This window comes from Dyadobacter sp. CY345, from assembly GCF_021502725.1.
In the GTDB taxonomy this organism is placed as follows: Bacteria; Bacteroidota; Bacteroidia; order Cytophagales; family Spirosomataceae; genus Dyadobacter.
Map to the genome: position 1 here is coordinate 334,630 of NZ_JAKFFS010000002.1, position 24,447 is coordinate 359,076.

General features: G+C 41.3%; 22 protein-coding genes. 8 read left to right on the forward strand and 14 right to left on the reverse strand.

Going from position 1 to position 24,447, the window contains the following annotated elements:
* Positions 1-47: 47 nt before the first annotated feature.
* The 4 genes from L0657_RS11075 to L0657_RS11090 all read right to left on the reverse strand — a co-directional run bounded on the left by L0657_RS11075 (position 48) and on the right by L0657_RS11090 (position 2,581).
* The gene (locus L0657_RS11075) at positions 48-860 is read right to left on the reverse strand and encodes an HAD family hydrolase (RefSeq protein WP_235150816.1); all 813 of its coding nucleotides are present in this window, start codon (positions 858-860) and stop codon (positions 48-50) included.
* A 159-nt stretch (positions 861-1,019) separates the two neighbouring features.
* Positions 1,020-1,214: a DUF2283 domain-containing protein gene (locus tag L0657_RS11080; protein ID WP_235150820.1), complete on the reverse strand. Its 195-nt coding sequence runs from the start codon at positions 1,212-1,214 to the stop codon at positions 1,020-1,022.
* Positions 1,211-1,465 carry a DUF4258 domain-containing protein gene (locus tag L0657_RS11085; protein ID WP_235150823.1) on the reverse strand — a complete coding sequence of 85 codons (255 nt, stop codon included), beginning with the start codon at positions 1,463-1,465 and terminating at the stop codon, positions 1,211-1,213. Before L0657_RS11085 ends, L0657_RS11080 begins: the two co-directional genes overlap by 4 nt.
* Positions 1,466-1,609: 144 nt before the next feature.
* Positions 1,610-2,581, reverse strand: coding sequence for a phytanoyl-CoA dioxygenase family protein (locus L0657_RS11090; RefSeq protein ID WP_235150826.1), 972 nt, complete (start codon positions 2,579-2,581; stop codon positions 1,610-1,612).
* Positions 2,582-2,808: 227 nt separating this feature from the next.
* On the opposite strand from L0657_RS11090, the gene L0657_RS11095 reads away from it, so the two are divergent.
* The 3 genes from L0657_RS11095 to L0657_RS11105 all read left to right on the forward strand — a co-directional run bounded on the left by L0657_RS11095 (position 2,809) and on the right by L0657_RS11105 (position 6,527).
* On the forward strand, positions 2,809-3,654 hold the full coding sequence (locus tag L0657_RS11095) for an AraC family transcriptional regulator (protein WP_235150828.1): 846 nt from the start codon (positions 2,809-2,811) through the stop codon (positions 3,652-3,654).
* A gap of 200 nt (positions 3,655-3,854) precedes the next feature.
* Entirely contained in the window at positions 3,855-4,847 is a 993-nt protein-coding gene (locus L0657_RS11100) for a bestrophin family protein (protein ID WP_235150830.1), read from the forward strand.
* A gap of 129 nt (positions 4,848-4,976) precedes the next feature.
* Positions 4,977-6,527, forward strand: a complete 1,551-nt coding sequence (locus L0657_RS11105; RefSeq protein WP_235150832.1) for a M20/M25/M40 family metallo-hydrolase — start codon at positions 4,977-4,979, stop codon at positions 6,525-6,527.
* A 141-nt stretch (positions 6,528-6,668) separates the two neighbouring features.
* Here L0657_RS11105 and L0657_RS11110 read toward each other — a convergent pair whose 3' ends face one another.
* Positions 6,669-8,060, reverse strand: coding sequence for a glycoside hydrolase family 105 protein (locus L0657_RS11110; RefSeq protein ID WP_235150834.1), 1,392 nt, complete (start codon positions 8,058-8,060; stop codon positions 6,669-6,671).
* Between the two features lie 179 nt (positions 8,061-8,239).
* Between L0657_RS11110 and L0657_RS11115 the strand changes: the two genes are divergently transcribed.
* From L0657_RS11115 to L0657_RS11125, 3 genes are all read left to right on the forward strand, one after another.
* Entirely contained in the window at positions 8,240-9,631 is a 1,392-nt protein-coding gene (locus L0657_RS11115) for a M17 family metallopeptidase (protein WP_235150836.1), read from the forward strand.
* A gap of 209 nt (positions 9,632-9,840) precedes the next feature.
* Positions 9,841-11,055, forward strand: coding sequence for an acetyl-CoA carboxylase biotin carboxylase subunit family protein (locus L0657_RS11120; RefSeq protein ID WP_235150838.1), 1,215 nt, complete (start codon positions 9,841-9,843; stop codon positions 11,053-11,055).
* 197 nt (positions 11,056-11,252) lie between these two features.
* On the forward strand, positions 11,253-11,810 hold the full coding sequence (locus L0657_RS11125; RefSeq protein WP_235150840.1) for a hypothetical protein: 558 nt from the start codon (positions 11,253-11,255) through the stop codon (positions 11,808-11,810).
* 66 nt (positions 11,811-11,876) lie between these two features.
* On the opposite strand, the gene L0657_RS11130 is transcribed toward L0657_RS11125, so the two are convergent.
* The 9 genes from L0657_RS11130 to kduD form a co-directional block, all read right to left on the reverse strand.
* The gene (locus L0657_RS11130; RefSeq protein WP_235150841.1) at positions 11,877-12,314 is read right to left on the reverse strand and encodes a nuclear transport factor 2 family protein; all 438 of its coding nucleotides are present in this window, start codon (positions 12,312-12,314) and stop codon (positions 11,877-11,879) included.
* 56 nt (positions 12,315-12,370) lie between these two features.
* A complete protein-coding gene (locus tag L0657_RS11135; RefSeq protein ID WP_235150843.1) occupies positions 12,371-13,675 on the reverse strand; it encodes an MFS transporter in 1,305 nt (434 codons plus the stop codon).
* A gap of 33 nt (positions 13,676-13,708) precedes the next feature.
* A complete protein-coding gene (locus tag L0657_RS11140; RefSeq protein WP_235150845.1) occupies positions 13,709-15,238 on the reverse strand; it encodes a tagaturonate reductase in 1,530 nt (509 codons plus the stop codon).
* 33 nt (positions 15,239-15,271) lie between these two features.
* Positions 15,272-17,212: a glycoside hydrolase family 88 protein gene (locus L0657_RS11145; RefSeq protein WP_409015038.1), complete on the reverse strand. Its 1,941-nt coding sequence runs from the start codon at positions 17,210-17,212 to the stop codon at positions 15,272-15,274.
* Positions 17,213-17,250: 38 nt separating this feature from the next.
* Positions 17,251-17,676 (reverse strand): cupin domain-containing protein, encoded by a 426-nt coding sequence (locus tag L0657_RS11150; protein WP_235150847.1) that lies wholly within the window; start codon positions 17,674-17,676, stop codon positions 17,251-17,253.
* 45 nt (positions 17,677-17,721) lie between these two features.
* Positions 17,722-18,063 carry a cupin domain-containing protein gene (locus L0657_RS11155; RefSeq protein WP_235150850.1) on the reverse strand — a complete coding sequence of 114 codons (342 nt, stop codon included), beginning with the start codon at positions 18,061-18,063 and terminating at the stop codon, positions 17,722-17,724.
* Between the two features lie 30 nt (positions 18,064-18,093).
* Positions 18,094-20,427: a glycosyl hydrolase family 28 protein gene (locus L0657_RS11160; protein ID WP_235150853.1), complete on the reverse strand. Its 2,334-nt coding sequence runs from the start codon at positions 20,425-20,427 to the stop codon at positions 18,094-18,096.
* A gap of 355 nt (positions 20,428-20,782) precedes the next feature.
* On the reverse strand, positions 20,783-21,613 hold the full coding sequence (gene kduI, locus L0657_RS11165) for a 5-dehydro-4-deoxy-D-glucuronate isomerase (protein WP_235150855.1): 831 nt from the start codon (positions 21,611-21,613) through the stop codon (positions 20,783-20,785).
* 120 nt (positions 21,614-21,733) lie between these two features.
* Positions 21,734-22,504, reverse strand: a complete 771-nt coding sequence (gene kduD, locus L0657_RS11170; RefSeq protein WP_235150857.1) for a 2-dehydro-3-deoxy-D-gluconate 5-dehydrogenase KduD — start codon at positions 22,502-22,504, stop codon at positions 21,734-21,736.
* Between the two features lie 277 nt (positions 22,505-22,781).
* On the opposite strand from kduD, the gene L0657_RS11175 reads away from it, so the two are divergent.
* Both L0657_RS11175 and L0657_RS11180 read left to right on the forward strand, forming a co-directional pair.
* A complete protein-coding gene (locus L0657_RS11175) occupies positions 22,782-23,819 on the forward strand; it encodes a LacI family DNA-binding transcriptional regulator (protein WP_235150860.1) in 1,038 nt (345 codons plus the stop codon).
* A 19-nt stretch (positions 23,820-23,838) separates the two neighbouring features.
* Positions 23,839-24,360, forward strand: coding sequence for an NUDIX hydrolase (locus L0657_RS11180; protein ID WP_235150862.1), 522 nt, complete (start codon positions 23,839-23,841; stop codon positions 24,358-24,360).
* Positions 24,361-24,447: the final 87 nt, after the last annotated feature.

Below are 24,447 nucleotides of genomic sequence, written 5' to 3' on the forward strand. Positions count from 1 at the left end.
TAGATGGCCTGATCCGGATGGATCAGGCCTTTTTTGTCTTATTTATATTAATCGTTCGTCGTGATTGTCTGCTCTACCAAGGTCGATAAGATTTCAACGACGCCATTCTCATCATTACTTTTCGCAATAAATCTTGCCACACTTTTTACATCTTCATGCGCATTGGCCATTGCATAAGAATGATATGCCTTTTGGAGCATTTCAACATCGTTGAAATAATCACCGAAAACCATGGTTTCTTCAAAAGTAACCCCGAATTTTTCCTGCAATACCTCCATGGCTTTTCCTTTATTTGCCTGTTTGTGCGAAATGTCCAGCCAAATCGGGCCTGATACCTTCACCTGCAAAGTTTCCTGAAGGTGTTTGAAATGCGGATAACTATTAGCTTCTGAACCTGCCAAATCGCAAAGCGTGAACTTTAAAAACTGGTCGTCCTCTACTGCCAGTAAATCTTCAACGATCTCATATCGCTCAAAATATAATTTCAGATGGTCAAGAAATTCAGGTTCTGAACTTTCGACATACGCTCTTTTCTTTCCACAAATAACTGCATAAGTGCCGCCAATTTCTCTGGCTTTCACGATAAGGTCCCGCACAATTTGCTGATCCATATCCTGAACATGAATTTCTTCATTCTGGTAAACGACATAACTTCCGTTTTCCGCAGCAAAAATGACCTCATCCTTAACCTCATCCAGCGTTTTTAAAAGATTGTAATACTGCCTTCCGCTGGCTGCGACAAAAATAATTCCCTGCTCTTTCAACTTTCTGAAAACAGGCAAAAATGAATCATTTAACTCATGTTTTGAATTGAGAAGCGTCCCGTCCATGTCGGTTGCAACCAGCTTAATATCTGACATTTTAATGTATTTATTGATCTATATACAAAGAACGCTGAGTGTGGCGAAAAAATCGCAAAGGAGAAGAAAATTTGTGTTAATGAGACACTTAAAAATTAGTGTAAGGCAATTCTGTTTAGATTAAAGTTTTTTAAAATTACGGCTAAGAGAAATGACGGATCATACCGATTCATATTCCACTTTTGAGGGTTGAATGGAAGTTTTTGATGCTTCTAATATTTCAATTCCGACAAGTTGTCCGTCAGCTGTATAATCCAGGATGACGCCCTTTTTTTCTTCGTCAGATTCAGCAATTGCTAGATCGCTTAGTCTGATATAAAGAATATCAGTTTCTTTATCGTATTTAACTTTCATTCGTATTTTGAAAATTTAGTAGTTCGATAAACGGTTTTAATCAAGTTAGGTATTTTGTTTGAATTCACAAAAACACGTACCAAATAATCGAAACCATCTGGGAATACTACGGTTTTCTGATAAATGAATTGACCGTCCTCTAATTCTTCAACTTTCTGCGGATAAGAGACTACATCTTGAACAATGTTCTGTGAAATCCCTCTGATTTGGATTTGTTCAGCCGCATGTTTTGATAATATAAATTTTGGCATAGTCTATCGGATATACCAGTTAGACTACTTTTATATTGCTTTGTAACAAAATCTTATAAGTATCAAATTCATAAGACATTTAGAAATTACATAAAATGCCTTTGTATTTTATACAAAGGCATTCTGGGAAATAAATAACTTCTATTACCACTTATTCAACCCCAACAATTTCCTCCCCAAATCCGACAATTCAGCCGTTTTATATTTTGTTTTTTCCCAATTCCTTGGATCGCCCGGGAAAGCGTAACCTTCCGGTGCTTGTCTTTCTTTCCATGAATTTATTCTCCACTGGCGCAATTCTTCGTTATCTTCCTGAGCCGGCATCATTGCGATATATTGCGCTAAACGGAATTTGTTTTCACTTCTGTTTGGTCTGATTCCGTGTGGCTGAGAACTATTGAAGATCAACAGATCGCCTGCATTCATTTTTACCTTAACCAATTCAAAACCTGTAATATCCGGTTGAAAATGGTTACGATCTTCGGGCTGAGTCAATTTCCAGGTATCATATGTTCTGAATAATTCAGGGATACATTGGAACCCGCCCATATTTTCGTCGTCCTGATCAGCCAAAGCCAAAACACCCTGAACATTTTGTGGTTTTGTTTCAGGATCATAATCCCAATGGATAAAACCTTTATAATCAAAACCTGGTCGTAACGGCAAATTCAGATTGGCGCGGTCGATAGTGACCCATAATTTTTCCGTTCCCCATATATCAGTGAATGCATCATGAACTTTCGGGAACTGACGATTATCCCACATGTATTGATGATTATAAACTTCCACCATGCCGGTATTTGTAAGCTCCTTCATTTTCATTTCGGCGCGCGGCGACGTGTACCAGGTTTCAGGATCATTCGGGTCCTTTTCTTCAAATTCCCAGAGAAAATCTGCCAGCTTTTTTACCTGATCTTTCGGGACGGCATCCTTGACAACGATGTATCCGTTGGTAATCCAGAATTGCCAGTCGTCCTCGCTCAGCAGCCGCAAAGGTTTTCCGTTACTTCTATCATTCAATTTCACGCTGCTGGATTTGGCCGTGGAAGGATTGCCGGGAATATCTTTATGTGCGTTGGAAGGCGCCATCGTTGGAGTCATATTTTGGTGTTCCATTTGATATAATATTTTATGGTGATTTAATAGGATAAAGTTACCATATACTCGATTGTCATTTCCACCGCTCCAATATCCGGTATTTGCTCTGTATTGATATTTTTAATAGCTTAAATTCTGAAATAGGTAAAAGTGGTAAAGAACGCTGCCAAAATTGAATCAGTAAACTTAACCCAAGACACTTCAAGCCATACTAATTGCCAACAGCTAAAAGCTAACCGCTGATCATGAAAATAATCCGTGAGAATATCGCACCAGACGAGGGAAGTTCTTTCAAGGTCCTGCTTACGCCGGGATTGAATGATACCTTTCTCTGGCATTTTCACCCGGAATATGAAATTGTGTTTGTCGAGGGAACGAGTGGAACACGACATGTGGGAGACCACACCTCTGTTTATGAGGGCAGTGATCTGGTTTTTATTGGCCCAAATATTCCGCATCTGAACTTTGATTATGGCGTTCGCACGGAATGTGAGCAGGTGATTATTCAAATGAAGGAAAATTTTCTTGGGAAAGACTTCCTGGACATTCCTGAGTTAAAATCAATAAAATCACTTTTTCAAAATTCACATTACGGGCTTTCTTTTTCGGGATTAACAAAACAAATTGCAGGGGAAAAATTGAAAGAATTGCCAAAACTTGAACATTTCGATCAGCTTATGTCGCTGCTCCAAATTTTAAAATTACTGGCTTCGTCAGACGATATAACCGTTTTAAATAGTTTGCCCGCCGGTAACAAATCGCTTCAAAAGGAGCAAATGCGCATGGATTCAATTTATAAATATGTAGAAACGCATTTTGATCAGCGGCCGGATGTTAATTTTATAGCAGAACAAGTCAATCTAACAACTGCCGCTTTTTGCAGGTTTTTCAAGAAAAATACGAAGATGACCTTTACAGATTTTGTGAATCAGTATCGTATCAACCAGGCGAAAAATTATTTATTGCAGGATAAAACTATTTCTGAAACCTGCTTCGCTGTTGGTTTTGAAAGTTTGTCTTATTTTAACAAATTGTTCAGGAAAATAGAAGGCGAAAATCCGTCGGAATTTAAGAAGCGGTATTTGAAATAAAGAGTAGCTTCCAAGCATCGTATTTCAGAAATTTCCATAACGTTAGTAGCTCGATAGAGCTCCCTGTTTCTAGGATTTAGGAATTAAACTAATCTTGTCGGCTCCATAGGAGCCTCCTTTTCTTGTAAGCCGATTCACCTGAATAAGCCCGAACTTTGTGCTTGATTTAAAATAAAAACTTACTACTCAAACACCTTACTATGTACATCAATCGCTATCTACATCCCCTGGTTCTTTATTATTATTCCTGGCGGATGATTCTGCTTTCGCTTTTTACCGGATCTGCCGCCATTTTATCGTACGAATATCTGGGTTGGCAATGGGTTGCGATTCCCTGGCTGCCGGTATCGCTGATTGGTACGGCAACGGCTTTTTTTGTTGGTTTTAAAAACAACCAATCCTACGACAGAAGCTGGGAGGCAAGAACGGTCTGGGGCGCCATCACCAACAATAGTCGTTCGCTAAGTGCAGCACTGCGGGCTTTTGTTGGAAATGATAATGGCACGGCGGTTGATGAAGAAATCCGTATAATCATATACCGGCATATCGGTTGGTTATATGCACTGAAAAATGCCATGGCGCAACGAACAAGCTGGGAACACAAAGACAAAGCGAGTGAGCGCCAACGAAAAGCATTGGGGACGGAACTTGAAACTTTTGATAAAGAAATCGTTCGTTATCTGTCATCAGAGGAAGTTGCATGGATGAAAACAAAGAAGAATATGGCGACGCAATTGCTCGACAGGCAATCTCAACATATCAGCCATTTGAGAAAAAGAGAGCTGATTGACACTTACCAGCATATAGAGTTGCAAAGACTGATCGCTTCGTTGTATGATGAACAGGGAAAGAGTGAAAGAATTAAAAATACACCTTTTCCACGCCAGTATGCGACGACTTCAATTGTCTTCATTTTCATTTTTATGACGCTCTTGCCATTCGGCTTGCTGACAGAATTTTTGAAATTAGGCGATCAATATATGTGGCTTCTCATTCCATTTAATATGATCGTTTCCTGGGTTTTTATGTTTATGGAATACACCGGCGATGTCAGTGAAAATCCATTCGAAGGCTTGCTGAATGATGTTCCGGTAAGAACCATTGTTCGAAATATTGAGATCGATCTTAAAGATATGTTAAACGAAGATAATCTTCCCTCAAAGTGTCCTCCGTTTTTAGGCGCAATCTTCTAGCATTATACTTTAAAATAGTATAAATAAGGTAATTCAAGGACTAATCAGTAATATTTCATGATTAGGCAAATGGTTAAATCAATATTCCTAATTTAGGAAATCCGAAACCAAAATACAGTTAGACAACCTATGAAAAAACTATCCGGGCTCTCGCTTGGGTTGCTTCTGGCAACTTCAATTTTAACCCAGGCACAAACAAAAGATCCGATTATTGAAGGCATCGTAAAAGAAGCCAATGAAAATTCCCAGCTTGAAAAGCTTGGACATGAATTAATGGATGTGATTGGGCCGCGTCTTGTCGGCTCTCCTCAAATGCAACAGGCAAATGAATGGGCGGTTGCAAAATATAAGGATTGGAATATCACTGCGAAAAATGAAAAATGGGGCGAATGGCGCGGATGGGAACGAGGTGCGTCGCATATCGATATGGTCTCGCCGCGAGTAAAATCACTGGAAGGTATGCAGCTCGCATGGAGCCCCTCGACGGCTGGGAAGACGGTCACTGCTGATGTTATAATTATTCCGGACCTTGCGGATTCACTGGCTTTTGCAAAATGGCTTCCAACGGTTAAAGGCAAATTCGTAATGATCAGTATGTTGCAGCCAACAGGTCGCCCGGATTATAACTGGCAGGAATTTGCAACGAAAGAATCATTTGAAAAAATGAAAAAGGAGCGTGATATCCAGACCGAAGCCTGGGCTAAACGTATTTCAAAAACAGGATATTCGTTACGTACACTTCCCGTAGCACTGGAAAAAGCAGGTGCTGTTGGCGTTGTCGCTTCTTATTGGTCAAAAGGATTTGGCGCGAACAAAATTTTTGGCGCAACAACCAAAAAAGTACCAACAGTTGACATTGCTTTGGAAGATTATGGTCTGTTATATCGTTTAGCGGAATCGGGACATACACCCAAAATCAGCGTAAGAGCTGATTCAAAAGAAAATGGCGTGGTACCAACTTTTAATACGATTGCGGAAATTAAAGGAACAGAAAAGCCGGAAGAATATGTAATTCTTTCGGCGCATTTTGACTCGTGGGACGGTGGTACAGGAGCGACAGACAATGGAACGGGAACGCTGACGATGATGGAGGCGATGCGGATTTTAAAGAAAATTTATCCAAATCCAAAAAGAACAATTCTAGTTGGTCACTGGGGAAGTGAGGAGCAGGGTTTGAATGGTTCACGAGCCTTCGTTGAGGATCATCCTGAAATTGTAAAAAATATTCAGGCTGTTTTTAATCAGGATAATGGAACCGGCCGTGTTGTAAATCTTGCCGGTCAGGGCTTCCTGAATTCTTATGATTACCTGGGACGCTGGTTGTCAAAAGTTCCTTCAAATATCAAGGATCAGATCGAAACAAGATTTCCTGGTGCGCCGGGAGCAGGCGGTTCTGACTTTGCTTCATTTGTTGCGGCGAGTGCTCCTGCATTTTCTTTAAGCTCGCTTAACTGGTCTTATGGAACTTACACCTGGCATACCAACCGTGATACGTACGATAAAATCGTTTTCGATGATGTTCGTAACAATGCAATTTTAGCTGCGATCATGGCTTATCAGGCTAGTGAGGATCCTGTGAAAACATCACGCGAAAAAAGCGTTCTCCCTGCAAATGCCAAAGGAGAACCTGGTGCCTGGCCGGCTTTGAGAAGTCCTACACGTAAGGGTGGGATGGACTGATTTAATGGTTAATTGTTAATGATTAAGGGTTAATAAAATTGATTGGGTAAAATTTAGATTTTAGTTTTAATATCAAAAAAGGGCGTTTAGGGGTTTTCCTGACGCCCTTTTTTGGTGATTTTTATTAAAAATAAATAGTTTCTACTTTTTTTGAATAAGCTGAACGGAACTGTCATTGATTTCGAAAGACTTGTTTGCCAATAAATTAATAACCTCGGAACCAGCCATGATAACAGGCCCATAACCATGTGCAGCAAACGGACTGATTGGTCTGTGGTAATAAAATGCCGGATCAAAACCCATTCCGGTTCCGACGCAAGTCCCTTCAACTTGTCCTTCCTTATTGATTTTTGTGGAAACTGCGTTCCATGCAAGCAGCGTCATCGGCGCATAAGTTAATCCATCGACCCAGCCATTATTTATTGCTTTTGCAATGGAATAAGCATAAATAGCAGTGGCAGAAGTTTCCAGGTAAGAATCATTCCGATCCAAAAGCTGATGCCAGAATCCTGAGCCGGACTGATAAGAAGCCAGACCACGGACATGTGCTTTTAATAATTCCAAAATTTTAGGTCTTCCCGGATGATTGGCGGGCAATACATCCAGTAACTCAACTTTTGTTAAAATAGCCCAGCCGTTTGCACGCGCCCAGTGGAATTCCGGATGATCAGTCATGCCTTCCACCCAGCCATGCATATATACGCCCTTGTCCTTATTGAACATGCGCCCGGAAATCTGCAATACCTGTTTTACGGATTCGTCGTAGTATTTTTTTTCGCCGGTAAGTTTTCCCATTTGTGCCAAAGCGGGAACAGCCATAAATAAATCGTCGAGCCAGATCGTGTTTGGTTGAGGCCTGTTTCTGGCCAGTGATCCGTCTTTTAACTTATGTTCTTTGTTTAAAATATAATCGATATGGCTATCGATCAGCGGCCTGAAATTACCTGTGGTGCCAGCCCTGGTTGCTTTGATCATCGCCGCGCACATAGCTCCACAATCGTCCAGCGCGTGCGGATCCACGAGTCCGCGCAAGGGACCAGCTGTTCCCCAGTCGGCATGCTCGGCGTTAGTCTTTTTGAAATATGGAACCGATTCAGCGATAAATTGGAGCCGTTTATCTGCATATTCTTTAAACTTCGGATCGCCGGTAACCTGACTTGCCAGAAGCATGGATGAATAAGTAACGCCCCATTCATAACTCACAATACGGTAATCACCTTTTTGCAATGCTGTATTTTGATCAATTTTGGTTAGATCAGTTACTGGTTTCCCGGTTTTGCTGTCTACAAATGCAGTAGGCGTAACATTGTTCAGGTAAGCATAAATGCGGTTCAGATCTTTGACAATATTTTCCTTTTTTACCAGACCATACGGAACCGGATAATCAGGCTGTAACAAATGCAAAGGCGTATTGGAATCATTTGCTTTTGTTTCATTGCGCTGAGCTGCAACGTACTGCGACCGGCCCAAAAACAATCCGCCAAGTATAGCGCCCTGAAATATAAAATTTTTAGATATAGATTTTACGTACATGTGTAGCCTCAAATTGCTGGTTGTAAAATTGTATTAACATGGTATACAAATATGATAATTTAAAGTAGTTTGACATTCCCGTACTTACCTGCTTACTCAAAGAATATTGTTGCCAAAAATTTAAAAATAAGTGCCTACAATGCTTAGCTTTGAATGATATCAACTTGTCATTAGAGATTATGCATTTCATCCAGACCATAGAAGCACCGGAAAAGACACTTCTACTTCGTACGTTTGAGGCAGGTACGGAACCTGAAAATCAGGAATTATTTAAGGCGGACAAAGGCGAGATCTGGTGGCCTACAGAAAACGAAATTTGGCTGGGATTAGGAAAAACACCAAAACTCCCTGTTATACTAAAAACTTTCCGTTCGGCTTTTTTTAAACGCAAAGACCGCTGGCTTGAAAATATCATTCTGGACGCAATGGGTAAATCTTCGGAATGGATTGAAAACGCGGTGAATGGCATTATTTTAGGTGGTTATAATTTACAGCTATACAAGACCGAGCCGAAGTTGTTCAGTTCATTTTTTGGCGAAAACGGTAAGTTGTTTATTCTGACTGATAAAATTTCGGATGAAAACGAGGCAGCAATCAATACTGCTGCCAAAACTGCGGCGGTTCAGATGCGTGTTATGGATTTGATGAATGCGCCTTCCAATTATAAATCCCCTGAAAAGTTAGCGGAATGGGCAGTTGAATCCGGGCAAAAGAACAATTATAAAGTCACGATCCTGGATAAAAACAAGCTCAACGAGCTTCACATGTATGCTTTGCTGGCTGTCAGCAAAGGAAGTGATGCGCCGCCAGTGATGATCGTGACCGAATACGTTCCTGAAAAATATGAGAAAACGATTACGCTTGTTGGTAAAGGCGTAACGTTTGATACGGGTGGAATATCGATCAAACCTTCTGCCAGTATGCACTTGATGAAGAGTGATATGGGCGGCGCAGCGGCAGTGCTTGGAATTGTTGAACTGGCTGCACAGCTCAAACTGCCGGTCAGGATTATTGGTGTAGTACCTTCAACAGAAAATTCCATCGACGGATTGTCGATGAAACCGGGTGATGTTATCAAATCCTATGCAGGAAAAACCATCGAAGTCATTGATACAGACGCAGAGGGGAGACTGATTCTGGCTGATGGATTGAGTTATGCAGTCAGAGAATTCAAGCCTGATGTTGTAATTGATCTTGCGACGTTAACAGGAAGCGTTATTCAAACCCTTGGTTATGAGGCTGCGGGATTATTTTCTGTAAGTGATAATCTTGCAGCTGATCTGACAAAAGCAGGAGAAAAAACGGGTGAGCGTTTATGGCGTTTGCCGGTTTGGGATGAGTATAAAGAAGAGATTTCCTCAGATATCGCTGACTTGAAAAACTATCATGGAAAACCGCTGGCCGGTGCGATTGTTGCTGCCAAATTCCTGGAAGTGTTTACAGATGAACATCCTGAATGGGCGCATTTAGATATTGCCGGAATGGCGTTTGGAGATAATGAATTTGCCCCTGGCCGTGCGGGAACCGGATACGGAATTCGTTTGCTAAGAGATTATTTATCAGCATTGTAACTCACATTTATTTGTCGTTTGTTGCAATTTTGTGTTTTAGTTTAAATTAACAGATAAGTAAATTTTAAATTTTCGGATCACAGAAAATTAACTGCCGGCTTACTTGATAAATAGCTAGTTTTTGCTAGATTTGGAAAAGGAAGTTTTCTGAAATTTTCTTGTCGGATAATCAGGATCCGATCAGCATAGTATCACTCAAACTACATTTTATGGCGCGTCCTTTAACTTTTTTATGTATTTCAACCTATTTCAAGGGAAATGATTTCCTGAGAGCCTGCAAAAATGCCGGCAATATTGTCTATTTGCTAACAGCCAAAAAACTGGATCAGAAACCCTGGGCGAGAGAATCCGTAGACGAGTTTTTTTACATAGAAGAAGGAGAAGACAAAACATACAACATGGACGAGGTTGTTACCGGCCTTGCCTACATCATGCGCAGCCGGATGATCGATCGGGTTGTGGCGCTTGATGATTTCGATGTTGAAAAAGCAGCCTTGATCAGAGAATATTTCCGTATTCCCGGTATGGGGCAGACAACCGGAAAATATTTCCGTGACAAACTCGCGATGCGTACCAAAGCAGCTGAATCAGGAATTCTGGTTCCGGGTTTTTGCGGATTGTTCAATGATGAAGTGATTAATAAATTTATAGATGAAAATGCCGGTCCGTGGATGATCAAACCGCGTTCAGAAGCTTCGGCAACTGGTATAAAAAAGCTGCATACCCGGGAAGAATTATGGGAGACAATTCATGAGCTGGGCGATAAAAGACACGCCTACCTGGTTGAGCAGTTCAAACCGGGAGACGTCTATCACGTAGATTCATTGTCGATGAACGGCCGGGTAATTTTTACCTGGAACAGTAAATATCTTGCTCCTCCGTTTGATGTCGCGCACGGTGGAGGCATTTTCAGATCAGTAACTGTTCCGTTTGATTCTTCCGAAGCACATGCGTTAGAAACTCTATCGATTGATGTTTTGAAGGCCTTTGGTCTGCGTCACAGCGCTTCGCATACAGAAGTGATCCGCTCGAAAGACGATGGAAAATATTATTTTCTTGAAACATCATCGAGAGTTGGCGGTGCTCACCTTTCTGAATTGGTAGAGGCCTCTTCCGGTATCAATCTCTGGAAAGAATGGGCGAAAATGGAGACTGCGGAAGCCAAGGGTGAAATTTTTAAATTACCGCCGAGCCGTAAGGAATATGCGGGAATAATCATTTCGCTGACCAGGCAGCAATGGCCGGACACGTCAGTTTTTAATGATCCTGAAATTGTTTGGAGAATGAACGAGGAATATCATATCGGACTAGTCGTGCGGTCAAAATCAAGGGACAGAGTGATGGAGCTTTTGGATAAATATGCTGAGATTGTTCAGGAAGATTATCACGCTTCCGCACCGGCACCTGATCGTCCTACGCATTAATTTAATTCTCGTTTCATTTAGAAGCAAATATTTAATAGCATTCCGGTTGTCAGTAATTAGTGTACAACCGGAATGCTATTTTTACATCAGGCTGAGTATAGTGCATATCCCGGGAGGATTTAGAAGCTGATTATCCATTTTGAAAATTTATAGATTTTCCGTTTTGATTAACGATTTCACTTCTAAAAAACATGCTTATGCTCAACCTTTCCAAATCTCTGTTTTTCGCTTTATTCACACTTCTTATATTTTCAGGCTGTAAAAATGACGACGAAGAAATTGTTCCTAGAAGTGAAATTTCTTTCGACGGTGCCACTTATGAGCTGGCCAATGGCCTGCTAATTGATTATGGTCAATATTCCAAATCAGAGGGTAATCAGCAGGTGCTGTTTCTATATTCATCCGGTATCACCATTCATGGAGCTGAGGGTGAGATCGATTCAACTTCCGGGAAAGGGCACGCCGTTTATTTCGAAATTTATAGTCCCGTTTCAAATGTGTTGGGCGATGGTGCGTATGCTTTTGACAATTCCTCCACTTTTCTCTCTAAAACATTTGGCGGCTTTTCCTATATCGTTCTAAATGCTGACTACATTACTTCCGGCGGCGAAGTCCACGCCATCATTGCAGGAAAGGTTACAGTTAAAAAAGTAGGAGATATTTACGATATTTCTTTTGACTGTGTTGAAGGTTCTGACGGGAAGAAGATATCCGGTTTTTACCACGGGGCGTTGAAGTTCTATGATGCAAAATAAAAAGACAGTCAATCCGGATGTCCAGTTTGACTGCCTTTTATAATCTTTCAATAATTCGGTTCGAAATTACATCGGCATTTTAAACGCCTGACGACCTACTAATATCCAGTTTCCTTTCATTTTTTGCCAAACATAAAACACGCCTAATTTCACCGGGGCAGGATCTTTTCCTTTGTTATGTGTATCGCCCGACAAAGTATGACGAACCATAGCAACGTCACCAGAGACCGTAATTTTTTGATCCGCAATATCAATCCGCGTGAAATGTGACTCACCGCTTGTTAGAGCACGGATAAATTCTTTTTGATCTTCCAGCAAACCACTCGAATGTCCATAGGATAAAAGAGGGGATGTTAATTTCCCCAAAACCGCTGCATCAGCAGAAACGATTGCATTTTTCAATTTTTCAACCGCTTCACCGACTGCTTTCTCATCAGCCGTTTGAGCAAATGAAACAAGGCTGGCAAACATAAATAACGCGGCAACTAAAAATGTTTTTTTCATAACAATTAAGGATTTTTTTGAATTCGATAGCCGACAGCCGAATGCTGAAAGCCGCTTTAAATTTTAACTTGTTCCATTTTAGGTGCAAAGAAGTGCATAACTGCCCATGCAAGCAAATAAGCAAATCCGCAAATGATAAAAATAACATTATAGCCTCCGCCAATATTTCCGGCTGTTTTATAATTGTCCAGAATAATACCTACCATAAGAGGAAAAAGTATTCCTCCTACTGATCCGGCCATTCCACCGATACCTACAACAGAGCTGACAGCTTTTTTAGGGAACATATCAGATGCTGTTGTGAAAATATTCGCACTCCAAGCCTGGTGAGCTGCCGCCGCCAAACTGATCAAACAAACAGCCTGCCAGATGTTGGTGGTATACTGCGCCAGCATAATCGGCGTCACCAGTACTGCAAAAATGAACATGGAAGTTTTTCGTGCGCGGAAAATCGGCCAGCCTTTATTGATAAAATAACCTGAAAGATAACCGCCGCCGATACTACCAATTGTAGTCGCAGTATAAACAATAACCAGTTCAAGACTTGGCTTGGAAAGATCTAGTTTGAAAGCTTCTGCGAAGTAGGATGGGAGCCAGTATAGGAAAAACCACCAGATCGGATCGGTCAGCATTTTACCAAAAACGAAGGCCCAGGTTTGGCGCACTTTGAAAAGATCAAGCCATTTTACGGGTGCTTCTTTGCTGGTATCAGGCTCGTTGTCGCTGTGGATATAATCAAATTCAGCCTGGTTGATACGTTCCTGTTTTGCAGGTACTTCATAATATCGCCACCAGAAAAATAACCAAACGAAACCCAGTGCTCCCGTGATTAAAAATGCTTCCTGCCATCCGTAAGCACCTAATAGCCACGGTACCATTATTGGAGCAACTACTGCACCAATGTTGGCTCCGGAGTTAAAAATACCGGTTGCCAGCGCACGTTCTTTTTTAGGAAACCATTCTGCCGTAGCTTTAATTGCGACCGGAAAATTTCCAGCTTCACCAAGTCCTAGTAAAGCGCGCATTAATCCAAAACTTAAAGTTCCTGTGGCTGCGGCGTGTAAAATGGCTGCGATACTCCAAACGACAACTGAAATGATATACCCTAATTTTGTTCCGATTTTATCAATAATAGCACCAAAACCGATCAGGGAAATAGCATAAGCCGCCTGGAATGCCATAACAATATGACTAAAATCTTTTTCTGTCCAGGCAAAATCTGATTCCAAAGCAGGTTTCAATAGCCCCAGAACTTGTCTGTCGAGATAATTGATTGTGGTGGCAAAAAAGAGCAGAGCCACAACGCGCCAGCGGTATCTGGTCATGTGACTTTCCAACTTTGGGGCTTCGGTAGTTAGCATAATAACAACAGATTATTGTTCTGGAATAGGAAATTATATTTTGACGTATTCGACTTTTGCAAGAAAAATGTCCAGGGTTTGAGCTACACCTGAACTCGCAAATGATTCAAGATATTGGACGACATTATCTTCAGATACCCCCAGTTTTGTGAGATCAGATCCCCAAATAAATGAATCTTTCAGGATCAGATGGACCATTTCGTTGAGTTGATGATTTTGCCATTTTTGATAAAAATAGGCTGCTTTTTGATCCTGGATGAGGTAATAGGCATCATTCGAAAAACCATAATAATTTTCACCTTCTTTCCGGACCGACTTCATGAAATAGATATATACAGCGAACCCGAAAGTCATGTAGTCGGGCGGAGTATGGAACGCTTTATAAAATTGCAGGAAAACCGGGATGACCCTTGAATTTATTTTTGCTGAGTAATTATGGGTGATATTGATCCATTTATGCTCGATATAAGGATTTCTAAATCGATCCAAAACCATCTGACTAAATTTTATCGCACGCTCCTCACTCACTGGATATGGGATCGAAACGGCAATTTCATTTTGTATCAGATGAGATAAAAAAGCTTCGAAGGACGGATTTTGCATGGACTCTCTAACCGTTTGGAAGCCAGCTAAAAATGCTAATCCGCATCCCAAAGTATGTGCTCCGTTTAATAATCGAAGTTTCAATTCACGGTATAACTGAATGTCGGGTTCAATAATAACTCCGGAATCAACTTGGGCAAATGACAAAACTTCTTTCACTTTTTCGTCACCTTCAATGGCCCAGAGCCGGTAATACTCCGACATGATCATCAGGTCGTCAATGTATCCGAGCTCGTTCTCGATCTGTTTTTTTATTTCAACATCCGGACGGCCAGGAACAATGCGGTCAACGAGCGAATTACAAAACGAATTGCATTGTTCAAGCCAATCAATGAAGCCAGGTTCAAGCCCGTTCCTATGCGCCAGTTCCAGTACGATAGATTCCAGCTTTTTTCCATTATCTGCAATTAATTCCGTTGGAACGATCACCAGCCCAAAGCTTGGATCTCCTGCGAAAGCTCTGAACCGGGCATATAAAAACGCAAGCAGTTTTCCCGGAAACGAAACTGGCGGCCATTGATAAATGTCGTCCTGGACAAGCTGAATACCCAACTCCGTGGTATTTGAAAACACAACTTTAATGGCAGGATTTCTCGCACAATCCAAGACCAGCGACCACTGGGTTTTAGCGGATAATACCCGGCTGATAGATGAGGAAATAATTGTTTCTTCAACCAACTCGCCATTATGAACACCCTTCATGGCAAGCGTATACAAATTGTCCTGACGATCAAATGCCTTTAAATCACCTTCATCAGTAGATTTCACCACCACGATCCGGCCGTTAAAAATACCTTCTCGGTTTGCCTTGTCTACAAAATAATCTGCAAGCCCGCGCAGGAACGCTCCGGTACCAAACTGGATCACTTTTTCCGGCAATTCAAACACGGCATCATCCGGCACAGTAACGTTCGGATTATTCCGCAGACGGCGCAAATGCTCGCGATATAGGTGATTCATACGCTTTATGTCTAAAAATTTAAAAGTCAGAATCTATTTTTTTGCCGTCTGCTGCAATAACCAAATGGAAAGATCCTTGGCAGCTGCAAAGTTTTCGAAAGAATTATCAATTCTTCTGCCGTCCAGATACTCGTTATAAATCCAGGGATCGCCAAGGGCGTAAACTGTTCCCTTTCCATATTTCGAAACTGCCATAATAATGTCACCATGATCAGTCAATATCGACTTCGCAGGAGCGGTTACCGCAATAGGGGATAGTTCTTTGATATATAATTTGCCGGCGTTTTTGAAAATCGTCTTGTCGTTTGCAGGAACATCGATACGGCCTTGCTCAAATTGCAGGCCTTGTACCATATTTCTGTTTTTATTGGTAAACTGGATACCGAAAACTTTTGCCAGCTGGTTGAAATGAGGGATTTCGCAATTTGCTGTATCATTCGCCATCAGTACGAGCACACCGCCAGCCTTCACCCATTTTTCAATTTCTGCGATATCTTTTGATTGAACAAAGTTGGGATTAGGTGATTCCTTTTTGGTGTCAGGATCAACGATGATGTACACATCAATTCCTTTCAGATTTTCCGTCGTTGGTGCTGAGGGAATTGAAACGGTTTGTGCGCCAAGTTCGCGATACACATTACCCCATAACCAGAAACCAGAATGCTGGCGGTCTTCCCAGGTATAATGGAACGGCTCTTCCTGCCCAGCTGCGTTTTTACGAACTTCTTTGTTGAAATAATAATCCAGCGCCACTTTTTTTCCTTTTCCAACTGTATTTTCAGAAGCAATTTCCATTTCTACACTAGCCATTATGAATGGACCTACGCCTTTATAATCGTTTTTCCGGATTGGCTCGCTGAGGTAATATTCATAACTTCCGTCGCGGTATGGCGTGCCACCAAGTCCGCCAACACTGACCGTCTTATTGAGGCTGATCGTTCCATCCTTCTCTTTTTCGATGAAGGTTTTCAAAATCCCTTCATAACCTTTTTTAGCCGCTACCGCATAGGTCGCAGGAATGTAACCCAATCGTGATCCCTTTGCCAAAGCATACACAAACATGCATGACGCGGACGCTTCCAGATAATTTCCTTTACGTGTCCCCTGGTCCATGATCTGGTACCAAACCCCTGAATTTTTATCCTGATATTTCGCCAGAACTGGTGCAAGTCTTTGCAGATATTTGATCAGCTCAGGTCTCTTTGGATGATCTTTCGGGAAATAATCCAGCACGTCCACCAACGCCATCGCATACCAGCCAATCGCCCGTCCCCAAAAATGTGGAGATCTGCCTGTTTTTTTATCCGCCCATTTCTGTGCTTTTGCATCGTCATAGGCGTGGTAAATCAGGCCTGTCTTTTCATCGATCGCGTACTTTTCGATAAGCTCAAATTGTTTTGCGATTTCGTCAAAATGTTCAGGATGATTGAAAAGCATGCTGTATTCAGCAGAGAATGGCTCAGCCATGAAAACGCCGTCCAACCACATTTGTTCAGGATACCGTTTTTTATGCCAATATCCTCCTTCTTTAATACGTGGCTGCTCTGCAAGTTGTTTCCACAACAGATCTGCTGCCTTTTTATATTTGTCCTTATCAGGCAGAGATTGCTGATAAAGTGTCAGTAATGGTCGTCCGGACGGAATATTGTCCAGGTTGAAAGAACTGTAATCGTAGGTGAGAATGGTGCCATCTGCCTTTACAAAACGGTCTGCATCTTTTTTGATATACTCAAAATATTTCCCTTCACCCGTACGGTAAAATACTCTTTCCAATGCTTTGAGCATCAGTCCCTGCTCATAATTCCAGTTAGAACGTTTGGCTTCCCCAACGAGAATGGAGTCTTTATTCCAGGAGATAAAGGAATCAGCCATTTGTGTCGACCAGGGCTTTTGCTGGGCAAATACGGCTGTCGCAATCAGACTGAAAAGTGTTAGTAAAGTAAGTTTTAAAGTACGGTCAGATAAATATTTCATGCGTTTCAATAATCTTGGTGAGCATTATTTTTGGTAAATTATTTTACAAAATCCTCGCGCATGGGCGTGAACATATCGATCAGCACACCTGCCTCCAGGCAAACGGCACCGTGCATAATATTTGATGGGATATAATAACCGTCGCCTTTCTTCAATGTCTGTTTTTTATCTCCAATCGTTAACTCAAAGACACCGCTTTCAACATAGCTCATTTGCGTGTGAACATGTTTATGCGGCGCGCCGATCCCGCCTTTTTGAAAATCAATTTTTACCATCATCATGGTAGGGTCATAGGACATGATCTTTCTTTTCAGACCACCACCCAGATCCTGCCAGGGAATTTCTGAGTCTACAATAAACTGTTTTCCGTTTGCAGCCTTTGCCTGCTGGTTTTGCGCGAACAATGGCGTTGCTGCGAAAAGTAATACTATACAAAAAACTGGTTTGATCTTATTGAAATTCATACGGATAAATTCCTCTTAAAATGAGTTGTTTGGGTTTGTCTTATGTTAAATAAAATCTTCACGTAAAGGGGTGAAAATATCAATCAGCACACCTTCTTCTATACAAGTCGCGCCGTGGATCACATCTGGTGGAATATAGTAACCGTCGCCTTTTCTCAAAATCTGAGTCTGGTCGCCGATCACGATTTCAAAAACGCCACTGTCGATATAGCTCATTTGGGTATGGAAATGGCTATGTAATGCACCAATCCCGCCTTTTTCGAATGCTACTTTTACCATCATCAGGTTGTCGTCGTATGATAGCACTTTTCTCCTCAGTCCACCTCCGAGGTTTTCCCATTCAATTTCTGAATCAACAATAAATTCATTAGCTCTTATATCGCTCATGCTATTTTCTAAGATTTTGTTTCTGGATTTTTAGTTTCTGGTCAATGCTTTGGATGAAGCATTGCCGCTGAATTCAATATTCTTTTTTGCCTTTTTATCGTCGGTGTTTAGTAAACGTATTCCTTTTGAGCGGTCGCCTATTACTTTCAAAAGCAAGTCTCTGTCATCCGCGTAGGAAATTTTGTCCATCGTAACGTTCGTGCTGTTTTGAATTTGCATAACGGTTTTATCTTTCGTGAAAAAGGAAACATTTTTCAGATTAATGTTCTCGCCTTCGATACAAACAAAACCCTTATTACTTTGCAGAACAGCATTTTCGATTGTGATATTTTTGATGCTCATTTCCGGCAACCCTCGAACCATTATCGCTGTTTCCGCTCTCTTGCACACGATATTCCGGATATTGAAATTCTGAAATTGTGGCGTTCCTGCATTTACAGGTTCCGCTTTCATCACAGGCAATTCATTTTTCTCACCTGCTTTCGGGACCGGATCTTTCGCCATATAGTACATGTCAAAAAGAATTGCTTCGCCCGGAATGTTCGTCATGTTAATATTGGAAATAAAAATATTCTCTACAACGCCACCACGACCGCGTGCTGTTTTGAAACGAAGGCCCACATCTGTTCCGAGAAAATTGCAGTTGTTAATGAAAAGGTTTTTAACACCTCCCGACATCTCACTTCCGATCACAAAACCTCCGTGGCCATGAAAAACTGTTGAATTCTGGACAATTACATTTTCAGTTGGAACGCCACGTTTGCGGCCTTCTTCATCGCGACCGGATTTAATACAGATTCCATCGTCTCCGACGTCAAAAGTACAGTTGTCGATCAGGGCAAAACGGCAGGATTCAAGATCCACGCCATCACCGTTCTGTGCATACCAAGGATTTCGTACAGTCAGATTTTTTAAAGTAATATGGTCGCAAAGCATCGGATGCAGGTTCCAGGCAGGTGAGTTTTGAAAAGTAACGCCTTCCAGAAGAATCTTTTTGCAATTGGAAAAACGGATCATATTCGGACGAAGATATTCCTGAAATTTCGTAACGGTTTCCATGGTATAACCTGCCGCAATATTCCCGGCGCCAGGCGTGGTATTTCCTAACTTTGAACCTTCACTTGGATACCAGATTCTCTGTGCCTGATCCAAAACACCGCCCGACGCAACCAGTTTTTGCCATTGAGAATCTGTGAGTTTTTCTTTCTTGACAGAGCGCCATGCCTGGCCTGCTCCGTCGATAATTCCGCCGCCGGTGATTGCAATGTTTACGGCATCCGTCGCGCTCACCGGCGATTGACAACGGATCGCATCCAGTCCTTCCCAGTTTGTTTTCACAAGCGGATAATCTTTGTAATTGTCGCTGAACTGCAACAATGCACCTTTTGCCAGATGAAGATTAATATTACTTTTCAAAGTGATTGGCCCTGAAAGCCAGAAACCTTCAGGAATAAGTACCGTGCCGCCACCTTTTTCAGCACACGCTTCGATTGCTTTATTGATTGCAGCTGAATTTAACACAAGCCCATCATTTTTTGCCCCGTAAGAAATTACATTAAAAGTATCTTTCCGGAAAGACGGCTGCTGAACAACCGGCAAGTCATAGACAAACTTGTCTGTATCGCCAAAATGTTTAAGATGTTTTTTTAAATCCAGGTCCAGCTCATGAACCGATTTTGCAACAAGGCCTGCCATGATTTTCGCTCCATAAACTGTAAAATGCGTATCATCAACCAGTCCCTTCGGGAATTTGGGATAGTGTCCGGCTTCGACATGCATAAAAAGTGCTTTTGAACCCTCCAAACCATGTTGTACAATGACTTCCTGACTTAACGCGTGCAGATCAATCATCGGAACTTTTTGCTCTTTTGCAACAGCTTTTACTGCGGCTGGATAATTTCCGTGCGTATCGAAAAATGTGCCTTTTTCATCAAAACGACGGCGCATAACTGGCGTGATCAAAACCGGATTTCCACCTTTTGCGCGCGTTTCGTTGATGAAGCGGATCAAGTTTTTTTTGTAATCGGTATTTGCAGCAGCGTACCGGCTGGTATCCTTATCTTTTGAATCGTTGTGTCCAAACTGAATAAGTACCCAATCCCCGGATTTCAGGTTTTTGGTTACTTTTGCCCAGCGACCTTCGTTGATAAAACTTTTTGTGCTTCTCCCGTTCTGAGCGTGATTTTCCACCTTGATCTTATCGGTGAAAAACTCCTGAAAAACCATTCCCCAACCCGTTTCCGGTGCGTCGCCAGGAGCCTTATTTGCAAGTGTTGAATCGCCGATCAGAAAAACCTGAATTTTATCCTGATCAGGTTTAAAACCTGTGATGATCAGAAAAGAGAGGAATAAGAGTTTTTTCATTCTAATTTATTAACGCGCTTATTTTCAAAAAAACCAAATGCGAATTGACTTATTTCAATAACTGAAATGGTATATTATTAATAAGCCTATTGCAGGAATAAGACGAGTTTAGAGCTTATAATTATAATTATCAAATAAAAAATTGTCTTTTGTTGTGCAATCGTTATCGGGAACGTTGCCAGTGATAGAATTTTATTGCGACAATTATGAAACGGTATAAGAATGTTTGTTTTTAGTCAATTTCAGGATTCGATATATGAATCTGTACACAAAGTAAATTTGGTATTATATCAATAAAAAGGAGTTTGGTAAAGTATTAAGCTTTGCCAAACTCCCTGTAAAATTGAACGGATGATTATCTTAAATCACCGATCGCAATAGCGTCCATGTCCGTATAATCCTTATTTTCTCCTGCCATTCCCCAGATAAATGAGTAATTGGAAGTCCCGCAGCCGGAATGAATTGACCATGGCGGAGAAATAATTGCCTGGCGGTCGGCCACCCATAAGTGGCGCGTTTCTGATGGCTCACCCATCAAATGCAGAACACGCTGATTTTGCGGTACATCAAAATAGCAATATGCCTCCATCCGCCGATCATGCACGTGCGACGGCATCGTATTCCAAACACTGCCCGTTTTCAAAACCGTAAGGCCCATCACAAGCTGGCAGCTTTGAATGCCATCCATGTGGATATATTTGTAAATCGTCCGATGATTTGAGGTTTCCATACTTCCAATTGTCACCGGCGTAGCATCTTCCTTTGTAAACAAACGTGTCGGACAAGTTTGATGTGCCGGTGAAGAAAGCAAATAAAACGCAGCCGGATTTTCCGCGTCGTTGCTTGTAAAAATCACTTTTTGTGTTCCTTTACCAACATAAATACAGCCCAGTTTACTGATCGCAATTTCTTCTCCATCGGCATTTACTGTCCCGTCACCGCCGATATTGATGATACCAATCTCACGTCTTTCCAAGAAATAATTGGCTTTCAGAGAATCAAAAGTTTCTAAAACCAAAGGCGTGGAAACAGGAATGGCACCGCCGATCATGACGCGGTCATAATGCGAATAAACCCAGTTGATTTTACCGGATTCAAATATATTTTCAATTAAAAAATTCTCGCGCAAAGTCTCAGTATTCATCTGAGAAACCTCTTTACGACTGCCTGCAAATCTGATTTCCATAGTTTAGTAGCTTTTGGCTTTAAGCGATTAGTATTCGCCCAAACGGCACTTTTATAATTTTAATATCAGTATTAGATTGAGCAATCCCATTCTATCATTCACTCATTCCATCATTCAATACTATCTCCCCATCCAGCCTCCGTCAACTGTAAGCGTTGTTCCGTTTACATAATTAGAGGCGTCGGAAGCCAGGAATAATGTCGGCCCTTTAAAATCTTTCGGCAATCCCCAGCGACCGGCAGGAATGCGATCCAGAATTGATTTGCTGCGAACAGGATCATTACGCAACGCTTCCGTATTATCCGTGTTGATATAACCCGGCGCAATGGCGTTGACATTGACCCCTTTACCAGCCCATTCATTTGCCAAAGCTTTCACCAAACCGCCGATGGCGCTTTTCGATGCTGTATAACCCGGAACATTAATACCACCCTGAAAGGTCAAAAGTGAAGCGGTGAAAATAATTTTGCCATGTCCTCTTGTTACCATTTCTTTTCCGATTTCACGGGAAAGTATAAACGGCGCGTCCAGATTGATGTTCAAAACCTGATCCCAATATTCATCAGAATGCTCAGCCGCAGGCTGACGAAGAATTATCCCTGCATTATTCACCAGAATGTCAATGACTTTATGATCTTCTTTTACTTGTTTAATAAAGTCATAAAGACTTTCACGATTACCCAGATCCACCTGATATGGATAAAATTTCCGGCCGATTGTTGTGATTGATTTTTGGATCTCGCTTTCCGTTGTCGGAAGTGAAGAAGATATTCCGATAATATCAGCTCCCGCTTCTGCTAGTGCCTCGGCCATTGCCTTGCCGATACCGCGGTTACAACCAGTTACCAGCGCGGTTTTGCCGGTCAGGTTGAATAAATTTGTACTATTCATTTAAATGTTTCTGTTGATTTCTTTCACGGACGGTACCAATTTAGCCGAATTTTGCAAAAGATAGATAAGAATAAACGAGTTTAGATGTATTAATTAGAATTATCAAATATTGGATTGTCTTTTTTTGTGCAATCGTTATCGGGAACGTTACCAGAAATTGCGAAAGCGAACTTAGGTTATGAAAATTGTAGAATTAAAAGGTAATTTAGTATATTCACTGAGTGTTTAGATAAGTATTTTTTATCTAGGAATAAGTTGTAATAAACGAATATATTTTTTGGAAACAATTACAATAAAAGATATTGCCCGCACACTGAATTTGTCGACATCCACGGTTTCCCGTGCGTTGAGAAACAGCTACGAAATTAACAATGAAACGAAGAAGCTTGTATTGGAATATGCCGAGAAAATGAATTACCGGCCCAATCCGATTGCTCTGAGTTTACGAGATAGTAAAAGCAAATCGATTGGTGTAATTATTCCCGAAATTGCCAATAATTTTTTCTCCCAGCTCATCAACGGAATTGAATCGATCGCCTATAATATGGGCTATCATGTGGTTATTTTTCAAAGTCATGAGTCATATGAAAGGGAGGTCGCGAACACCAATTACCTTGTTTCCAGGAAGGTGGACGGGCTTTTGGTTTCTTTGTCAAGCCTTACGAGAGACCTGACGCATTTTGAAGAACTACTGGAAAAGGGCATGCCAATCGTTTTCATCGACCGGGTTCCAAAAAATATAGATATCCATAAAATTGTTGTTGATAACTTTTTTGGAAGCTATCAGGCGACGGAGCATCTGATCAAAACTGGTCGAAGAAGAATTGCACATGTAACGAGTCCGCTGTATCTGTCGATCACTACGGAAAGGCTTGCCGGATACCGCCAGGCGCTTGAAGATAATGGAATTTCGTTTGATGAATCGTATGTCAAATATTGCCATCACGGAGGTATGATGTTGGAGGAAAATGAAACTGCAGTTCAGGAATTACTGAATTTACCTGAGCCTCCGGATGCTATTTTTACGGCAAGCGATCGATTAACTACCAGTTGCATGTCTGTTTTGATCCAGAAAAATATAAAAATTCCGGAGGAAATGGCTTTGCTTGGTTTTACAAATACAAGCGTCGCTGAATTATTTAACCCGCCATTGACGACGGTTGTTCAGCCTGCTATTGATATGGGGCACCAGGCGACTGAGTTATTGATCCGCCTGATCGAACACCCTAAAAAACCTACGATTTTTGAAACAAGATCCTTACAAACATCTCTGATTATCCGGGATTCTACTGTTGAAAAAATTGTAAATGCCTGATGTTAGAATTGTTTAAATTATGAACGGTGTTTCTTCAATCTGTCTTCCTGTTGAAGACGCCTTATTCAATTTTCGCGTCGCAGGCGTTTCGGTCCGAAATGGAAAATTATTACTTCACCGGACACCCACGGATAATTTCTGGAGCTTGCCCGGCGGTCGGGTCGATATGTTCGAGTTTTCAAAAGAGACGCTTCTCAGGGAAATGCTGGAAGAAATTGGCCAGAAAGTGATTGTCGGAAAATTGCTTTGGGTTGTTGAAAATTTCTTCGAATACAACAAAATTAAACATCACGAGATCGGTTTTTACTATCAAATGGAAATTCCGGATATTAATGACCAGCGTGATTTTGTTGTGCAGGAAGATGATAGTGAATTATTATTCCATTGGGAAAATATTGAAAATATTGATCCAGGAAGTATTTATCCGGAATTTATTACCACGGATTTACTTCTGAATTCTTCTTCAATCAGGCATATTACGCTTGATTTTAAAAATCTGAATGATAGTCAGGAAAAGATGGCTAACAAAGGCGGCTCCTAAGGAGCCTCGGGTTTATTAGCTCATTCGATTTCTATAAACAGGGAGCTCTATCGAGCTTTATTTGGCATATCGATTTTTCTAGAAAAC

What these genes read in the sequence shown, in the direction of transcription:
- kduI (WP_235150855.1), bottom strand. Translation starts at nt 21,613, where the DNA reads ATGGAAATCAGATTTGCAGGCAGTCGTAAAGAGGTTTCTCAGATGAAT.
- L0657_RS11155 (WP_235150850.1), bottom strand. Translation starts at nt 18,063, where the DNA reads ATGAGCGATATAAGAGCTAATGAATTTATTGTTGATTCAGAAATTGAA.
- L0657_RS11100 (WP_235150830.1), top strand. Translation starts at nt 3,855, where the DNA reads ATGTACATCAATCGCTATCTACATCCCCTGGTTCTTTATTATTATTCC.
- kduD (WP_235150857.1), bottom strand. Translation starts at nt 22,504, where the DNA reads ATGAATAGTACAAATTTATTCAACCTGACCGGCAAAACCGCGCTGGTA.
- L0657_RS11110 (WP_235150834.1), bottom strand. Translation starts at nt 8,060, where the DNA reads ATGTACGTAAAATCTATATCTAAAAATTTTATATTTCAGGGCGCTATA.
- L0657_RS11090 (WP_235150826.1), bottom strand. Translation starts at nt 2,581, where the DNA reads ATGGAACACCAAAATATGACTCCAACGATGGCGCCTTCCAACGCACAT.
- L0657_RS11140 (WP_235150845.1), bottom strand. Translation starts at nt 15,238, where the DNA reads ATGAATCACCTATATCGCGAGCATTTGCGCCGTCTGCGGAATAATCCG.
- L0657_RS11150 (WP_235150847.1), bottom strand. Translation starts at nt 17,676, where the DNA reads ATGAATTTCAATAAGATCAAACCAGTTTTTTGTATAGTATTACTTTTC.
- L0657_RS11080 (WP_235150820.1), bottom strand. Translation starts at nt 1,214, where the DNA reads ATGAAAGTTAAATACGATAAAGAAACTGATATTCTTTATATCAGACTA.
- L0657_RS11115 (WP_235150836.1), top strand. Translation starts at nt 8,240, where the DNA reads ATGCATTTCATCCAGACCATAGAAGCACCGGAAAAGACACTTCTACTT.
- L0657_RS11160 (WP_235150853.1), bottom strand. Translation starts at nt 20,427, where the DNA reads ATGAAAAAACTCTTATTCCTCTCTTTTCTGATCATCACAGGTTTTAAA.
- L0657_RS11075 (WP_235150816.1), bottom strand. Translation starts at nt 860, where the DNA reads ATGTCAGATATTAAGCTGGTTGCAACCGACATGGACGGGACGCTTCTC.
- L0657_RS11145 (WP_409015038.1), bottom strand. Translation starts at nt 17,212, where the DNA reads ATGAAATATTTATCTGACCGTACTTTAAAACTTACTTTACTAACACTT.
- L0657_RS11130 (WP_235150841.1), bottom strand. Translation starts at nt 12,314, where the DNA reads ATGAAAAAAACATTTTTAGTTGCCGCGTTATTTATGTTTGCCAGCCTT.
- L0657_RS11135 (WP_235150843.1), bottom strand. Translation starts at nt 13,675, where the DNA reads ATGCTAACTACCGAAGCCCCAAAGTTGGAAAGTCACATGACCAGATAC.
- L0657_RS11180 (WP_235150862.1), top strand. Translation starts at nt 23,839, where the DNA reads ATGAACGGTGTTTCTTCAATCTGTCTTCCTGTTGAAGACGCCTTATTC.
- L0657_RS11095 (WP_235150828.1), top strand. Translation starts at nt 2,809, where the DNA reads ATGAAAATAATCCGTGAGAATATCGCACCAGACGAGGGAAGTTCTTTC.
- L0657_RS11105 (WP_235150832.1), top strand. Translation starts at nt 4,977, where the DNA reads ATGAAAAAACTATCCGGGCTCTCGCTTGGGTTGCTTCTGGCAACTTCA.
- L0657_RS11085 (WP_235150823.1), bottom strand. Translation starts at nt 1,465, where the DNA reads ATGCCAAAATTTATATTATCAAAACATGCGGCTGAACAAATCCAAATC.
- L0657_RS11125 (WP_235150840.1), top strand. Translation starts at nt 11,253, where the DNA reads ATGCTCAACCTTTCCAAATCTCTGTTTTTCGCTTTATTCACACTTCTT.
- L0657_RS11120 (WP_235150838.1), top strand. Translation starts at nt 9,841, where the DNA reads ATGGCGCGTCCTTTAACTTTTTTATGTATTTCAACCTATTTCAAGGGA.